The sequence below is a fragment of the Variovorax sp. V15 genome (genome assembly GCF_041154425.1).
Taxonomy (GTDB): domain Bacteria; phylum Pseudomonadota; class Gammaproteobacteria; order Burkholderiales; family Burkholderiaceae_C; genus Variovorax; species Variovorax guangxiensis.
In genome coordinates this window covers 1887763-1903679 of the sequence record NZ_AP028659.1, presented here as the reverse complement: position 1 = coordinate 1903679, position 15917 = coordinate 1887763, and the positions used below count along the sequence as shown (strand labels likewise).

The window sequence follows — 15917 nt, the reverse complement described above, 5'->3', positions numbered from 1 at the left end:
GAATTCATTCCGGCGGAATATAGGACGGCATCGGTATCGCGTCAAACAATTTACAAAAATCGGAACGTCTTGTCTCTTTTTTTGTAAAACACCTATGATTCGCGCCATGAAGATCGTCAAAGGGCTTTCCGTGGACGCCGCCGAACCGGCCGGCTCGGGTGGTGACTCGCCCACCATGCGCCTGTTCGCGCTGCTCGAAGTCATGGCCGCGAAAGACCAGCGCTATTCGCTGCAGGGCCTGGTGGAAGAAACCGGCCTGCCCAAACCGACCTTGCACCGCATGCTGCAGCAGCTCGAAGGCGCGGGGCTGCTGCAGCGCGAAGGCGACGGCCGGCACTACGGCATCGGCACGCGGCTGCGGCGGCTGGCCGAGAACCTGCTGCTCAACGACAGCCTGCACGGCGCGCGCCACACGGTGCTGCGCCAGCTGGTGGAAGAGATCGGCGAGAGCTGCAACCTCACTGCCCTTTCGGGCAGCGAGGTCGTCTACCTCGACCGCGTGGAGACCGCCGCGCCGCTGCGCTTCTACCTGCACTCGGGCTCGCGCGTGCCTGTGCACTGCTCGGCCAGCGGCAAGATCTTTCTCTCGCAGATGAGCGCGGCGCAGCGCCGCCGGCTGCTGTCTCATGCGCCGCTCGAAACCTACACGCCCCGCACGCTGACCGACCCCGAGGCGCTGGAAAAGGAAGTACAGCGCGTACGCAAGGACGGCTACGCCATCGACCACGAGGAGTTCCTGCCCGGCCTGCTGTGCATCGCCACGCCGGTGCCCTCGGGCGACGACGCCCCCTCCAACCTCTGCATCGCGGTGCAGGCGCCGGTGATGCGGCTCGACGCGGCCAAGGCGAAGACGCTGCTGCCCGCATTGCAGCGTGCCGCTCAGGCACTGAGCCGCATCGACGCCGACGCGGCCTCCGACCGCGCGCAGGCCTGACCACACCTCTTTCGCAGGAACCGCCATGACCGATACCGCCGACCTTCGACCCGACCGGATGCTCAGCGTGCGCGAGGTGTTCGGCATCGACTCCGACCTGCGCGTGCCTGCATTCAGCGAGCGCGACGACCACGTGCCCGAGGTCGACGCCGTCTACCGCTTCAACCCCGACGTGACGCTCGCCATCCTTGCGGGCTTCATGCGCGACCGGCGCGTGATGGTGCAGGGCCTGCACGGCACCGGCAAGTCGACCCACATCGAGCAGGTGGCGGCGCGGCTGAACTGGCCCTGCGTGCGCCTGAACCTCGACGGCCACATCAGCCGGCTCGACCTGGTGGGAAAAGACGCGGTGGTGCTGCGCGAAGGCAAGCAGGTCACCGAGTTCCAGCAAGGCATCGTGCCCTGGGCGCTGCAGCGGCCGGTGGCGCTGATCTTCGACGAGTACGACGCGGGCCGGCCCGACGTGATGTTCGTCATCCAGCGCATCCTGGAGCGCGACGGCAAGTTCACGCTGATGGACCAGAACCGGGTGCTGCGCCCGCATCCCTTCTTCCGCCTCTTCGCCACCGCCAACACCGTGGGCCTGGGCAACCTCAATGGCCTCTACCACGGCGCGCAGCGGCTCAACCACGCGCAGATCGACCGCTGGAACATCGTGGCCTCGCTCGACTACCTGCCGGCCGCGGAAGAGATCGCCATCGTGCAGGCGCGCGTGCCTTCGCTGGCCGACGAGGCGGGCACGAAGCTGGTCGCATCGATGGTGGCCGTGGCCGACCTCACGCGAAAGGGCTTCGCAGCGGGCGACCTCTCTACATTGATGTCGCCGCGCACCGTCATCACCTGGGCCGAGAACGTCGAAATATTCAAGGACCCGGCGCTGGCCTTCCGCCTTTCCTTCGTCAACAAGTGCGACGACGCCGAACGCCCGCTGGTGGCCGAGTACTTCCAGCGCTGCTTCGACCGCGAACTGAAGGAATCGCACCAGCTCTCGGCGGGCCCGCGCGAATGACCGCCGGCCCCGCGAGCGCGATGCAGCGCCGCGTGCGGCAGGAAGAACTCGTCGCCGAGCTCTGCGCGGGTGTGGTGCGCGCATTCAGCGGCGAGCGCGACCTGCACTTTCGCGGACGGCGCCTGCACCGTGGCCGCGTGGCGCTGCCGTGGTTCGCGCCGCATCTGCATCCCTCGCCCGACAGCGACGACTTCGCATCCTTCCGCGGCGTGGCCGACGGGCTCGCGCTGCGGCTCACCGCATCGGATGCGGCGCTGCACCAGAGCCTGCGCCCCGAGGAGCCGGTGGAGCGCATGCTGTTCGAGATGCTGGAGCAGTTCCGCGCCGAGGCGATGGCGCCAGAGGCCATGGTGGGCATGCGGCACAACCTGCGGCACCGGCACGAGCAGTGGTCGCTCGCCTTTCATCATTCCGGGCTGACCGACACCGCGCGCGGCCTGCTGCTGTATGCCGTCGCGCAGATCTGCCGCGCGCGCGTCAACGGCGAACAGGTCGTCGAGGAAACCGAGGACATGCTCGAAGCCACGCGCTTCGCGCTCGCACCGCTGATCGGCCACGCGCTGACCGGCCTGCGCAAGGACCGTGCCGACCAGGCGGCCTATGCGGTGCACGCCCGCGCCATCGCGCGCATCGTTGCCGCGATGCTGCACGAGGCCGGCGACGGAGACAGCGAAGCCGCGCGCGATGCCCACGTGGACGACAAGCGCAGCGTTTTCTCGCTGGTGGCCGACATGGACCAGGAGATCGTCGAGCGCTTCACCACCGCCGAATCGGGCCGCAGCGAGGTGCTCGAAGGCGCGGGCGGTGCCTACCGCGTCTTCACCGACGCCTACGACCGCGAACACGATGCCGCCACGCTCGCACGCAAGGAAGTGCTCGCAGGCCATCGCGAGAAGCTCGACCGCCGCATCGCCGCGCAGGGCGTGAACATCGCCCGCCTCGCGCGCGAGCTGCGCGCACTGCTAGCCGAGCCCGAACGCGACGGTTGGGACGGCGCGCAGGAGGAAGGCCTCGTCGATGGCCGCCGCCTCGCGCAGCTCGTGGCCTCGCCCACCGAGCGCCGCCTGTTCCGCACCGAGCGCATGGAGCCGCTGGCCGATTGCATCGTCACCTTCCTCATCGACTGCTCGGGTTCGATGAAGGAGCACGCCGAACCTGTGGCGATGATGGTCGACGTGTTCGCGCGCGCACTCGAACAGGCTGGCGTGGCCTGCGAGGTGCTGGGCTTCACCACCGGCGCGTGGAACGGTGGACGCCCGCAGCGCGAGTGGGTGCGCGCGGGCAGGCCGCCGCATCCGGGGCGGCTCAACGAGCGCTGCCACATCGTCTTCAAGGACGCGGCCACGCCATGGCGACGCGCGCGCCCCGCGATGGCGGCGCTGCTCAAGGCGGACCTGTTCCGCGAAGGCATCGACGGCGAGGCGGTCGACTGGGCCTGCATGCGGCTGCGCCAGCGCGGCGAGGCGCGCAAGCTGCTGATGGTGATCTCCGATGGCTCGCCGATGGACAGCGCCACGCACCTCGCCAACGACGCGCACTACCTCGACCACCACCTGCGTGACCTGGTCGCGCGCCAGGAACAGCGCGGCGACATCGAGATCGCCGGCATCGGCGTGGGCCTCGACCTGAGCCCCTGCTACAGCCGCAGCCATGTGCTCGATCTGGCGAACCCGAGCGGCAACACCATCTTCCGCGAGGTGATCGGGCTCATGGCGGGACGCCATCGCCGCTGAGGCATTTAGAACTACATCCAAGTCCCTGATTGACAAGGGGCACCAGGCGTTCTTACATTGCGTTTCACATCCGAGAACGCTGTTCCAATATTTGGAACAACAAGGAAAGCCAAGCCTCATGGACTCCACGCTTGCCAAGGGCCTCGCCGCCATCGAATGGATGGTGCGCCAGCAGCGCGACTGCCGCGTCACCGAACTGGCGCAGGCATTCGGCATGGCGCGCAGCAACGCGCACCGCACGCTGCAGACGCTGGTCGGATGCGGCTGGGCCGTGCAGGACCCGGGCACGAGCACCTACCGGCCCAGCCTCAGGCTCTTCGAACTCGGGGCGATGGTTTCCGAGGCATCCGACATCGGGTCGCTGCTGCGCCCTCATCTCGCGCAGCTCGCGCAGGCCACGGGCGAGACCATCCACCTCGCGGTGCTCGACGGCGCGGAGATCGTCTACCTCGACAAGTTCGACAGCCCCCTGCCGGTGGCCGCCTACTCGCGCATCGGCGGTCGCGCGGCGGCGTACTGCGTGGCTTCGGGCAAGGCGCTGCTCGCCGCGGCAGGCCTGAGCGTGCCGGCGCTGCAGGAGTGCCTGGGCACGCTGGAGCCGCACACGAAGAACAGCATCACCGACTTCGGCACCCTTTTCAACGAACTGGAACGCTCCCGCGCCCGCGGTTATGCAGAAAACCGCGAGGAATGGCGCATCGGCGTTTGCGGCCTCGGCGTGCCCGTGCTCAATGCACGCGGCGAGGCCGTGGCGGCCGTCGGCATGAGCGTGCCCTCGATCCGCTTCGCGCGCACGCAGGCGCGCGGGCTGGCCGATCACCTGATGGCCTGCGCGCGCGATGCCAGCGTCACGCTGGGCTATCGCGTGGGCGCCGCACCGGCCGGGCCGTCGCCGATGTCCATCACAAAGAGAAGGAGACCCGAATGAAGTTGTTCTTCGCCCCCTGGCATCGCGCCGGGATGCTGGCTCTCGCCGCGCTCGCTGCCTTCGCCTCGCCGCTTGCCGCGCAGGCGGACAACGGCAGCGACTACCCCAACAAGCCGATCCGCCTCGTCGTGCCCTACCCGCCCGGCGGCGGCACCGACGTGATCGCGCGCATCGTGCAGGAGCGCTTCTCGGCGTTGCTGGGCCAGCAGGTGCTCATCGACAACCGCGGCGGCGCGGCGGGCTCCATCGGTACCGAGCTGGTGGCCAAGTCGCCGCCGGACGGCTACACGGTGCTGTTCACGCTTTCCTCGCACACCATCAACCCCGCCATCTACGCCAAGCTGGGTTTCGACACGGCGAAGGATTTCGCGCCCGTCGGCATGGTCGCCTCGCTGCCGCAGATCCTGGTGGCCAACACGCAGTTTCCAGCGAACACCGTGGCCGAACTGGTGGCGCTGGCCAAGGCCAAGCCCGACAGCATCTCCTTCGCTTCGGTGGGCAACGGTTCTCCCGGGCACCTCGCCGGCGAACTGCTGAAGCTGCGCACCGGCACGCAGATGACGCACGTTCCCTACCGCGGCGGCGGCCCCGCCGTGACCGACGTGATGGGCGGGCAGGTGCCGCTGCTGTGGGTGTCGATTCCGGCGGCCGCGCAGTTCGTGAAGGCCGGCAAGCTCAAGGCGCTCGCGGTATCGACCACCAGGCGCAGCGCGGCCTTTCCCGACGTGCCGACGATGCAGGAGGCCGGCATCGCCGACTTCGACGTCGACTCCTGGTACGCCGTGTTCGTGCCCGCGAAGACGCCCAAGCCCGCCATCGACAGGCTCAACCGCGTGATCAACACCGTCGTCAAGGAACCCGAGATTCGCGACAAGCTGCTCGCACAGGGCAGCGAAGGCGTGGGCGGCACGCCGGAGCAACTGGGCAAGGTCGTGACCGCCGAACTCGTGCGCTGGCAGAAGCTCGCCAGGGAAGCAAACATCAAGGTGGATTGATCCACGCAGGCCCCATGGAACACCCGAACACCCCCTCTTCCCCCATCGCCGAATTGGTGGCGCGCGCCCGCGCCGCGCAGCGCATCTACGAGACCTGGTCGCAGGCCCAGGTCGACACCGCCGTGGTCGCGGCGGGCTGGGCCATCATCGAGCCGGCACGCAACCGCGAGCTGGCCGAGCTGGCCGTGGCCGACACAGGCGTGGGCAACGTCGAGGACAAGGTGCGCAAGAACCACCGCAAGACCTTCGGCCTGCTGCGCGACCTGCACGGCGCGAGATCGGTGGGCGTGATCGCCGAAGACCCGGCGCGCGGCATCGTCGAGATCGCGCGGCCCGTGGGCGTGGTGTGCGCCATCACGCCATCGACCAACCCGGGCGCGACGCCGGCCAACAAGATCATCAATGCGCTCAAAGGGCGCAACGCGGTCATCGTCGCGCCTTCGCCCAAGGGCTGGTCGACGGCGGCGCGGCTCATCGAGTTCATCCACGCGCAGTTCGACCGCATCGGCGCACCGCGCGACCTGGTGCAGCTGCTGCCCGCGCCGGTCAACAAGCAGTCGACCGCCGAGCTGATGCGGCTGTGCGACCTGGTGGTGGCCACCGGCTCGCAGGCCAACGTGCGCGCGGCGTACGCGAGCGGCACGCCGGCCTTCGGCGTGGGCGCGGGCAACGTGGCGGGCATCGTCGACGAGACGGCGGACGTAGAGGCCGCAGCCGATCGCATCGTGCGCTCCAAGACCTTCGACAACGCGACCAGCTGCTCGTCGGAGAACAGCCTCGTCGTCGTCGACGCGGTGCGCGCGAAGATGCTCTCGGCGCTGAAGGACCGCGGCGCCGTCATGCTCGCCGACGCGCAGAAAGCCACGCTGCAGAAGCTGATGTGGCCCGAGGGCAAGCTCTCGGCCGCCGTCATCGGACAGTCGGCGCGCGTCATCGCCGAGCGCGCGGCCGAAGTCGATGGCGCCAACCGCGCCGCCTGGCAGGCGATTGCCGAGGCCGATCCGCGCATCCTCATGGTGGCCGAGGACGGCGTGGGCCACGACCATCCGTTCTCCGGCGAAAAGCTGAGCCCGGTGCTCGCGGTGTACGCCGCGCGCGACTTCGACGAGGCCGCCGCCACCGTGGCGCGCATCTATTCGTACGAAGGCGCCGGCCACTCCGTGGGCCTTCACAGCGCGGTGCCCGAGCGCGCACTCTCGCTCGGCCTCACGTTGCCGGTCTCGCGCGTCATCGTCGACCAGGCGCACTGCATCGCCACCGGCGGCAGCTTCGACAACGGGCTGCCCTTCTCGCTCTCGATGGGCTGCGGCACCTGGGGCAGGAACAACTTCTCGGACAACATGAACTACCGGCACTACCTGAACATCACGCGCGTGTCGCGGCCGATTCCCGAGGTGGTGCCGAGCGAGGAAGACATCTTCGGCGCCTTCTTCGCCAGCCACGGCGCGAAGTGAACATGACGGCGGCCGCGACCACGGTGCATGCGCTGATCGAGCGCCAGGCACGAGAGCAGCCGCACGCGGTCTACGCGCGCGCCACCGAATCGGAACAGCACATCGCCTACGGCGAACTCGCGCGCGCGTGCCGCCGCGTCTCGGCCGTGCTGCGCGGGCTCGGCATGGAGCCGGGCGACACGGTCTCGGTCGTCATGCCCAACGGCCTGCAGACACTGAGGCTGCTGCTGGGCGCGATGCACGGCGGCTTCCGCGTGAACCCGGTCAACCTGCTGTCGCAGCCTGAGCAGATGCACTACGTGCTCTCGCATTCCGACTGCCGCCTGGTCTGCGTCGCGCCCGAGTGGGAATCGCGAGTGCGCGGCATCGTCGAAGCCTTCGACCGGCCGGTGGAGCTGATCGTGGTCGACCCCGAGGGCGATGCGCTGCCCGGCGAGGAAGAAGCCGCCGCGGACGTGCCGCCGCCCTCGCCCGACGCGGTTGCGCTGCTGATGTACACCTCGGGCACAACCGGCAACCCCAAGGGCGTGATGCTCACGCAGCGCAACCTCGCCGCCAATGCGCAAGCCATCAGCGAGGAGCACGGTCTGCGACCGTCCGACCGCGTGCTGGCGGTACTGCCGCTGTATCACATCAACGCCTTCACCGTGACCATGCTCGCGCCGCTGGCGCACGGCGGCAGCCTCGCGATGCCGCCGAAGTTCTCGGCCGGCCGCTTCTGGGAACAGGCCACGCAGACGCAGTGCAGCTGGATCAACGTGGTGCCCACCATGATCTCGTACCTGCTCGAAGGCCCGAAGCCGCCGCTCGCGCAGACGCTGTCGATCCGCTTCTGCCGCTCGGCCTCGGCCGCACTGCCGCCGGAGCACCTGCGCGCCTTCGAGCAGATGTTCGGCATCGGCATCGTCGAGACCATGGGGCTCACCGAGACGGCAGCGCCCTCTTTCTCGAACCCCATGGACCCTGCCGCGCGCAAGCTCGGCTCGGTCGGCCGCGCCTCGGGCTGCATGGCCGGCGTGGTCGACGCGCAGCTCGCGGCCGTGCCCGACGGCACCACCGGCGAACTCGTCATCCGCGGGCCGAACGTGATGCTGGGCTACTACAAGAACGAGGAAGCCACCCGAGCGAGCTTCACGCCCGACGGCTGGCTGCGCACCGGCGACCTCGGCCACCGCGACGAGGACGGCTTCTTCTTCGTCACCGGCCGCATCAAGGAACTCATCATCAAGGGCGGCGAGAACATCGCGCCGCGCGAGATCGACGAGGCCCTGCTGAAGCACCCCGCCGTGCTCGAGGCCGTCTCCGTGGGCGTGCCCGACCGCCACTACGGCCAGGAGATCGGCGTGTGCATCGTGCTGCGCGAAGGCTGCGCCTGCACGGAAGACGAGCTTCGCGAGTTCAGCGCCACCGCGCTCGGCCGCTACAAGTCGCCCGGCCACTACCGCTTCGTGCGAGACCTGCCGCGCGGCCCCTCCGGAAAAGTGCAGCGCCTGAAACTGTTGCCGCTCTTCGAGGCATGACGGCGGCCGAACTGCTGGTGCCGCCGCTGGCGCCGGCGACGCTCGCCTACAGCCTTTGCGTGGTGTTTGCGGCCGGCATCGTGCGCGGCTTCGCGGGCTTCGGCTTCTCCGCCATCACCGTGGCGGGCATGTCGCTGGTGATCTCTCCCGCGCTGGTGGTGCCCGCCATCTTCATGCTGGAGATCCTCGCCAGCCTGAGCCAGCTGCGCGGCATCGCGCGCGACGTCGACCTGCCATGGCTGGGCTGGCTGATGCTCGGCAACCTGATCTGCATTCCCATCGGCGTGGCGCTGCTCGCATGGCTGCCGGAGACACCGCTGCGCCTCTTGATCGGCATGCTGCTGATGGCCGCCGCCTTGCTGCTGCGCGGAGGCGCACACGTCGCACTGGAACCCACGCGCGGCCTGCGGCTCACGGCCGGTCTGGCCTCAGGCTTCATCAACGGCGTCGCGGCCATCGGCGGCATCGCGGTCGCGGTGCTGCTGAGCACCGCGAAGATGGCACCCGCCGCCCTGCGCGCCACGCTTATCGCGCTGCTGCTCTTCAGCGACGTGGTGTCGCTCATCAGCGCGGCGCTGATGCCCTCGTCGGCGCATGCCTCGGGCAACCTGCTGGGGCCCGACACGCTCAAGTGGGCGCTGTGGCTGACGCCTGCGATGCTGGCCGGCATCTGGTGGGGGCAGCGCTCGTTCAAGGGAGTGTCGCCGGAGCAGTTCAGGCAGCAGGTGTTGAATCTGCTGATCGGGTTGGCGTTGGTAAGTGTCGCAAAGGCCATGGCCGATCTGGCTTCCTAGTTTGCCTTGATCGGAAAGGCCAGGAGTTGGTCTGTCGCTCGGCGGCCACGCGGTGTTCTAGCTACACGTCAGCTCCAAATACTTTAGATTAGTTTTACCTTAATCCCTCACGCGCAAGCAGGCATTGCAATTGTCAGTCAGGTCCTACTCAGGTATCTTGATGTTTCAGAAAAACATTCGAGGAATCGGAAATGGGCGTGGGGGAGGCTGTGCAATCGCACGGGGAGGGGCGCGCGCGACCGAAAGACGCACTTGAAGCGGGGGCTGCTGCGAACCCGTCTCTCGTCGCACTCTGCACCCTCGCGCGCTTCCACCAGATCGCAGCCGATGCGTCGCTGCTGTCGCACCAGCTGGGCCTCGCATCCTCTGAAGCTGTCGACACCGCCACGCTGCTGCGGGCAGCCAAGCACTTGGGCCTGAAGGCCAAGTCCTCCCGCACGACGCTCGATCGCCTGTCCCTGACACCGCTACCCGCATTGGCGGTGCTTCGAGGTGAAGACGGCTCCGAGCACTTCGTCATCCTGGCCCAGTGCGACGCCCAGCGCGTCCTGCTGCAAGACCCTTCTTCCTCGAACGGCCGCCCCGTCATCGAACCCCTGGAAATCTTCGCCTCGCACTGGACAGGCGAACTCATCCTCATCACCAGCCGCGCAAGCCTCGCAGGCGAACTCGCCAAGTTCGACTTCTCCTGGTTCATCCCCAGCCTCGTCAAGCACAGGAAGCTGCTCGGTGAAGTCCTCTTCATCTCCTTCATCCTGCAGCTGTTCGCGCTGGTCAGTCCGCTGTTCTTCCAGGTCGTCATGGACAAGGTGCTCGTGCACCGCGGCATGACCACGCTCGATGTGCTCGTCATCGGATTGCTGGTCGTCGTCGTCTTCGAATCGCTGCTCAACGGCCTGCGCAGCTACGTCTTCAGCCACACCACGAATCGCATCGATGTCGAGCTCGGGGCGCGGCTGTTTCGCCATCTGGTCCAGTTGCCCCTGGCCTACTTCCAGGCCCGGCGCGTCGGAGATTCCGTCGCCCGTGTGCGCGAACTCGAGAACATCCGCAGCTTCCTGACCGGCAACGCCCTGACGGTGCTGCTGGACGTCGTCTTCTCCATCGTCTTCGTCGCCGTCATGCTGTTCTACAGCGTGCCGCTGACCCTCATCGTGCTCGCGAGCATGCCGCTGTACTTCGGGCTGAGCCTGGCGGTGGTGCCCATCCTGCGTCGGCGCCTGGACGAGAAGTTCGCGCGCGGCGCGGAGAACCAGGCCATGCTGGTGGAGACCGTTAGCGCCATCCAGACCGTCAAGGCCACCGCGCTCGAACCCGCCTTCGCCCGACGCTGGGACAACCAGCTCGCGGCCTACATCTCCGCGAGCTTCCGCACCCAGAACCTCGCGAGCTGGGCGCACGAAGGCGTCAACCTCATCGGCAAGCTCGTCAATGCCGCCACCCTCTGGTACGGCGCGCACCTTGTGATGAACAACGAGCTCACCGTCGGCCAGTTCGTCGCCTTCAACATGTTCGCCCAGCGCGTGTCGCAGCCCATCATGCGCATGGCCCAACTGTGGACCGACTTCCAGCAGACCGGCATCTCCATGGCCCGGCTTGGCGACATCCTCAACACCCGCACCGAAGTGCCGCCGAGCACTGCTGCCCAGTTGCCTGCTCTGAAGGGCCGCGTCACACTGGACAACCTGACCTTCCGTTACCGTCCCGAGGCGGCTCCGGTGCTCAACGGCGTCAGCCTCGATGTGCGCCCTGGCGAAGTCATCGGCATCGTCGGTCGCTCGGGCTCGGGCAAGAGCACGCTGACCAAGCTCGTCCAGCGCCTGTACACCCCCGAGCAGGGACGCTTGCTGGTCGACGGCATCGACATCAGCCTGATCGATGCGGCCCAACTCAGAAGGCAGGTGGGCGTGGTGCTGCAGGAGAACACCCTCTTCAACCGCAGCGTGCGCGAGAACATCGCCATCGTCGATCCGGCGGCGCCGCTGGACGCGGTGATCCAGGCGGCCCAGCTGGCAGGCGCCCATGAATTCATCAGCGAGCTGCCCGAGGGCTACGACACCGTGGTGGGCGAACAGGGGGCGAGCCTCTCGGGAGGCCAGCGCCAGCGCATCGCCATTGCCAGGGCTCTCTTCACCCACCCGCGTATCCTGATCTTCGACGAGGCCACCAGCGCGCTGGACTACGAGAGCGAGGCCATCGTGCAGCGCAACATGGCGCACATCTGCAGGGGGCGAACCGTCTTCATCATTGCCCACCGCCTGAGTGCGGTGCGCCATGCCAACCGCATCATCGTGATGGACAAGGGCAAGATCGTCGAAGGGGGGACGCATGAGAGCTTGCTGAGCCGGCCCAAGGGCATCTACGCGCACTTGTGGAACATGCAGGGCGGTGGGCATCCGACCGAAGGTGCGGGGGCAGGAGCAGCGGTATGACGACAGATGTCTCCACTACGGCGCCCGCAGCCAATGCGCCGAGCGTGCGTCACCCTGCCTTCGAACTGCTGGGCCGCTACGGCGCGATCTTCAAGGCTGCCTGGAAGCACCGCCACGAGCTGGCAGGCCCGAAGCGCCTGGCCGATGAAGCGGCCTTCCTACCCGCAGCGCTCAGCCTACAGGACACCCCCGTGCATCCGGCACCCAGGCGGCTGGCCTATGCGCTGATCGCGCTGTTCCTCATTGCGCTGGCCTGGTCCATCTTCGGGCAGGTCGACATCGTGGCGGTGGCGCCCGGCAAGATCATCGTGAGCGAGCGCACCAAGATCATCCAGCCGCTGGAGGTGAGCGTGGTCAAGCGGGTGCTGGTAAGGGATGGCGACCGTGTCGAAGCAGGTCAACCGCTGGTCGAGCTCGATCCCACGATGGCGACTGCGGACAGGACGAACGTCAATGAGCAGTTGAAGGCGGCGCAGTCCGAGGTCATGCGGACTCGGGCACTGCTGAAGGCCCTGACGACTACTCCCAACGCCGCTGACGGACATGTGCCGGATCTAGGCAACGCCACTCCGGCGGGCTGGACCGACGAAGACCTGAGTTCAGCCCGCGCGGAGCTGAATGACGAATGGAGCGACATCACGGCCAAGCTGGCCAAGGCGGCGGCGGAGATCAACCGGCGTCAGGCGGAGATCGCGACTGCGCGCGAGATCGTCACCAAGCTGGAAACGACGCTCCCGATCGCGAGACAACGCGAAGCCGACTTCCGTCAATTGGCCGACCAGGGCTTCATGTCGAGCCATGCGAACCAGGACCGCACGCGCGAGCGCATCGAGATGGAGCGGGACCTTGCAACCCAGCGAGCGAGATTGGCGGAAGCCAACGCCACGCTGAGGGAGAGCGAGAACACCAGAGCGGCCTACATCGCCGAGACGAAGCACAGCCTGAGGACGCGGGAAGCTGCAGCCGAACTCAAGCGTCAGCAAGGCACGCAGGACCTGGCCAAGGCGGGTCAACGCGAGCGGCTGACCACGTTGAAGGCCCCAGTGGCAGGCACGGTGCAGCAACTGGCCGCGCACACCGAAGGCGGGGTGGTCACGGAAGCGCAGCCGCTGATGGTGATCGTGCCCGACGGGGCGCAGGTGACGGCCGAGGTGACGCTGGAGAACAAGGACATCGGCTTCGTGAGTCCGACGCAGGAAGCGGCGATCAAGCTGGAGACGTTCCCGTACACGCGCTACGGCACGGTGAACGCGACCGTGAAGACGGTGACGGCCGATGCGGTCAATGACGAGAAGCGCGGGGCGATCTTCCCCGTCACGCTCAACCTGAATTCAACAACCATCGATGTGGATGGCAGGCCGATCAAGCTCAGCCCGGGAATGAACCTCACGGCGGAGATCAAGACGGGCAAACGCCGGGTTATTGAGTTCCTGCTCAGCCCGGTCCAGCGCGCCACCAGCGAAAGCTTGAGAGAACGTTGAAAGCTGAATTCTGAATCCATATGAGCACAATGCATCCATGAATTATTGGCGCAATTCAATTTTCCTAACCCTGGCGATCTGGGGCATCGCGGCCCTTTGCGCCATTTATTTACCACTAGATATTGCACGCCAAGTCGAATCAATCAATCCAATTCCATTTTTATGGAAAAGCATTTCAGGATGGAAAGGATTTGCAAGATCAGAGTTCCCCGAGATTTCTTCCACATATTATTCCATTGCATGGTTAAGCTATCCATTGTTTTTTCACATTGTCTGGCATTGGCTCAGAATTAGCATGGACAAAGGGATGGATGGATTGCTTGTAAAGCGCAATTTGACGTTTGGAGAAAAGATTTTTATTCTTCTCTCAATTCCCATATTTCTTTTGCTTATTTATGGCATAACAGTCGGAAATGAAGGGCAAAGTTTGCGGTATTTTCAATTAGGAAAATCCAGATTGGATTTGGCAATTTTTGGAATCATCGCCCCTGCCGCAGCGGCAATTTGCTCGGCAATCATCGCGTTTGGTCTTTTCAGGGTTTTTAATTTTTGGAGGAAAGCATGAGTGGTTCTAGTTCATCTCCGAGTTATTCTGATTCTGCTCTTTCAGCAATCGCCGATCCATGGGCATACATTGGTGCCAATGCGGGTCTTGCATCTGTATATTTGAATGAGTCGGCCGCCGCATTCAATAGAGCAATTCAAGAAGCAGATGCAATTCGATCTGGGCTTTTGTCTGATGCCCAGCGATATCAACGAGCAGCCGATCTTTGGCAAGATTTATCTAGATCACTGAGTTCCGAAATGGATGGCATGCGAGGACGATTGAACTCCAGCCAAAACAAATGGGTAGACAAGGCGATCGATGCCTTACAGGATGCGAACCTACTGGATGACACGATCAACGGCATGAAGGGCTCGGGTCAAGCTCTTTCTGGCGCTCTTCAAACAATAGGAAAAAACCTGGGTGCCATTGTTGGTGCCGCGCAACTCATATCTGAGCTCAATAAAGATGGCGTCAACGGCCAAGGCCCCACTGTAAATGACATTGCAAAGGCTGCTTTGGGTGTTGGGGTAGGAATTTTAGCAGGCGCGCTGCTCCCAGCAACTATCGCAGGAGTTGCCGCCGCGGCGGCTGTAGGATTGGCCGCAGGTTGGCTATATGATCAATTTGCCGGCGACATCATTTCACCAGATCTAGCAAACGCGTCTTATTGGGATGTCTTGTTTGACTTGTTGACGGGTGGAAACGTTAGCGGCGTTGTTAATAAGGATTTTGGGGACGCAAAGGGCTGGCGCCAGCCTGTCGATCCCTTGATGCTGGATCTAGATGGCGACGGGCTGGAACTAAAGGCTGCCGATGGCTCAATCCTGTTTGATCACGATGCCGACGGCGTCAAAACGGGCACCGGTTGGCTTGGCTCCGATGACGGCCTTCTCGTACGCGATCTCGATGGCAATGGCCTCATTCAGACCGGGCGAGAACTCTTTGGCGTCGACACCATCAAGCGCAACGGAGAGAAAGCGGCCAATGCCTTCGATGCCCTCGCGGACCTGGACAGCAATGCCGATGGCAACTTCACTAGCGCCGATCTGGCATGGGGCCAAGTCAAGGTCTGGCGCGATATCGATCAGGACGGAGTCTCTGATGCAGGCGAACTCTTCTCTCTTGACCAGTTGGGCATCAGTCGCATCGGGGTGGTAGGCAGCGCCACGAACACCACCGGCGGCAGCCAAGCTGGCACAACCATCAACGGCAACTTCATTGCACAAAGCGCCAGCTTCACACGCAACGATCAAACTCTCAGCGTGGGCTCCGCTAGCCTCTCAGCAGGCGCCATCGATCTGGACTCGAGCAACTTCCATCGGCAGTTCACCGATCACATTCCCCTGACCGATATTGCCAAAGCGCTTCCAACGATGCAAGGCTCCGGCAGAGTTCGAGACTTGGCGGAGGCTGTAAGTCTGAGCCCAGAGCTAGCGGTAGCGCTCACAGCCTTCAGCTCTGCCACAACGCGCGAAGCGCAGATGGCGCTGATTGACAATCTGATAACTACCTGGGCCAAGAGCAGCGACTTCTGGAGCAGCATCGAGGACAACCTTGGCGGCAAGGACAACCTTAGCCTCGGCATCACGTTGACGGGTGGGATGACACAGGAGCAGTTCCGCAACCTCATCGGTGTGCTCGAGGTGTTTAATGGCGAACGCTTCTACGAAAAGCCCAGCACAACCGAGACAGTGCAAATCGTCGCGGGGTTCACCAGCAGCACCAGCACGACGACGTCAGGCGGCGTGACTATCGTACGCCCGGGCTATCTCATCAACCCTCCCGCAGCACAGTTGGCGTTGCTTCAGCAGAGCTATGAGAGCCTGAAAGAGAGCATCTACGGGGCATTGGTCATGCAGACCAGGCTCAAGCCGTATCTGGATTCCATCGGCCTTACGATTAATGAAAATGGAGTCATCGGGTTCAATCTGACTGCATTGACCGCGAAACTGGATGGGCTCAAGGCTAGTAACGAGCGAGCGGCTTTAGTTGATCTTGTCGAACTCAACCGATATGCGCAGAACGCACTGCTTGCGGCAGGATTCAATGGAATGGAGCGCCTGCGCAGTTGGATCGGATCGCTCCCTACA

The 15917-nt window shown here is 65.0% G+C and carries 12 protein-coding genes; 11 read left to right on the top strand and 1 reads right to left on the bottom strand.

Going from position 1 to position 15917, the window contains the following annotated elements:
• Positions 1-106: 106 nt before the first annotated feature.
• From ACAM57_RS09030 to ACAM57_RS08980, 11 genes are all read left to right on the top strand, one after another.
• Positions 107-934: an IclR family transcriptional regulator gene (locus ACAM57_RS09030; protein ID WP_221297744.1), complete on the top strand. Its 828-nt coding sequence runs from the start codon at positions 107-109 to the stop codon at positions 932-934.
• Between the two features lie 25 nt (positions 935-959).
• Entirely contained in the window at positions 960-1943 is a 984-nt protein-coding gene (locus ACAM57_RS09025) for an AAA family ATPase (RefSeq protein WP_369661416.1), read from the top strand.
• The gene (locus ACAM57_RS09020; protein ID WP_369661415.1) at positions 1940-3676 is read left to right on the top strand and encodes a cobalt chelatase; all 1737 of its coding nucleotides are present in this window, start codon (positions 1940-1942) and stop codon (positions 3674-3676) included. The genes ACAM57_RS09025 and ACAM57_RS09020 overlap by 4 nt, the downstream gene beginning before the upstream one ends.
• A 118-nt stretch (positions 3677-3794) precedes the next feature.
• Positions 3795-4604: an IclR family transcriptional regulator gene (locus ACAM57_RS09015; RefSeq protein WP_369661414.1), complete on the top strand. Its 810-nt coding sequence runs from the start codon at positions 3795-3797 to the stop codon at positions 4602-4604.
• On the top strand, positions 4601-5599 hold the full coding sequence (locus ACAM57_RS09010; RefSeq protein ID WP_369661413.1) for a tripartite tricarboxylate transporter substrate binding protein: 999 nt from the start codon (positions 4601-4603) through the stop codon (positions 5597-5599). Before ACAM57_RS09015 ends, ACAM57_RS09010 begins: the two co-directional genes overlap by 4 nt.
• Before the next feature lie 14 nt (positions 5600-5613).
• Positions 5614-7053: an aldehyde dehydrogenase family protein gene (locus ACAM57_RS09005; RefSeq protein WP_369661412.1), complete on the top strand. Its 1440-nt coding sequence runs from the start codon at positions 5614-5616 to the stop codon at positions 7051-7053.
• 2 nt (positions 7054-7055) lie between these two features.
• Positions 7056-8573 (top strand): AMP-binding protein, encoded by a 1518-nt coding sequence (locus ACAM57_RS09000; protein ID WP_369661411.1) that lies wholly within the window; start codon positions 7056-7058, stop codon positions 8571-8573.
• Complete coding sequence (locus ACAM57_RS08995) at positions 8570-9367, top strand: sulfite exporter TauE/SafE family protein (protein ID WP_369661410.1); 798 nt, start codon at positions 8570-8572, stop codon at positions 9365-9367. The genes ACAM57_RS09000 and ACAM57_RS08995 overlap by 4 nt, the downstream gene beginning before the upstream one ends.
• Before the next feature lie 191 nt (positions 9368-9558).
• Entirely contained in the window at positions 9559-11799 is a 2241-nt protein-coding gene (locus tag ACAM57_RS08990; protein WP_369661409.1) for a type I secretion system permease/ATPase, read from the top strand.
• Positions 11796-13280: an HlyD family type I secretion periplasmic adaptor subunit gene (locus ACAM57_RS08985; protein WP_369661408.1), complete on the top strand. Its 1485-nt coding sequence runs from the start codon at positions 11796-11798 to the stop codon at positions 13278-13280. Before ACAM57_RS08990 ends, ACAM57_RS08985 begins: the two co-directional genes overlap by 4 nt.
• 37 nt (positions 13281-13317) lie before the next feature.
• Positions 13318-13845, top strand: coding sequence for a hypothetical protein (locus ACAM57_RS08980; RefSeq protein ID WP_369661407.1), 528 nt, complete (start codon positions 13318-13320; stop codon positions 13843-13845).
• A gap of 800 nt (positions 13846-14645) precedes the next feature.
• On the opposite strand, the gene ACAM57_RS08975 is transcribed toward ACAM57_RS08980, so the two are convergent.
• Positions 14646-15017: a hypothetical protein gene (locus ACAM57_RS08975; protein WP_369661406.1), complete on the bottom strand. Its 372-nt coding sequence runs from the start codon at positions 15015-15017 to the stop codon at positions 14646-14648.
• Positions 15018-15917 lie beyond the last annotated feature (900 nt).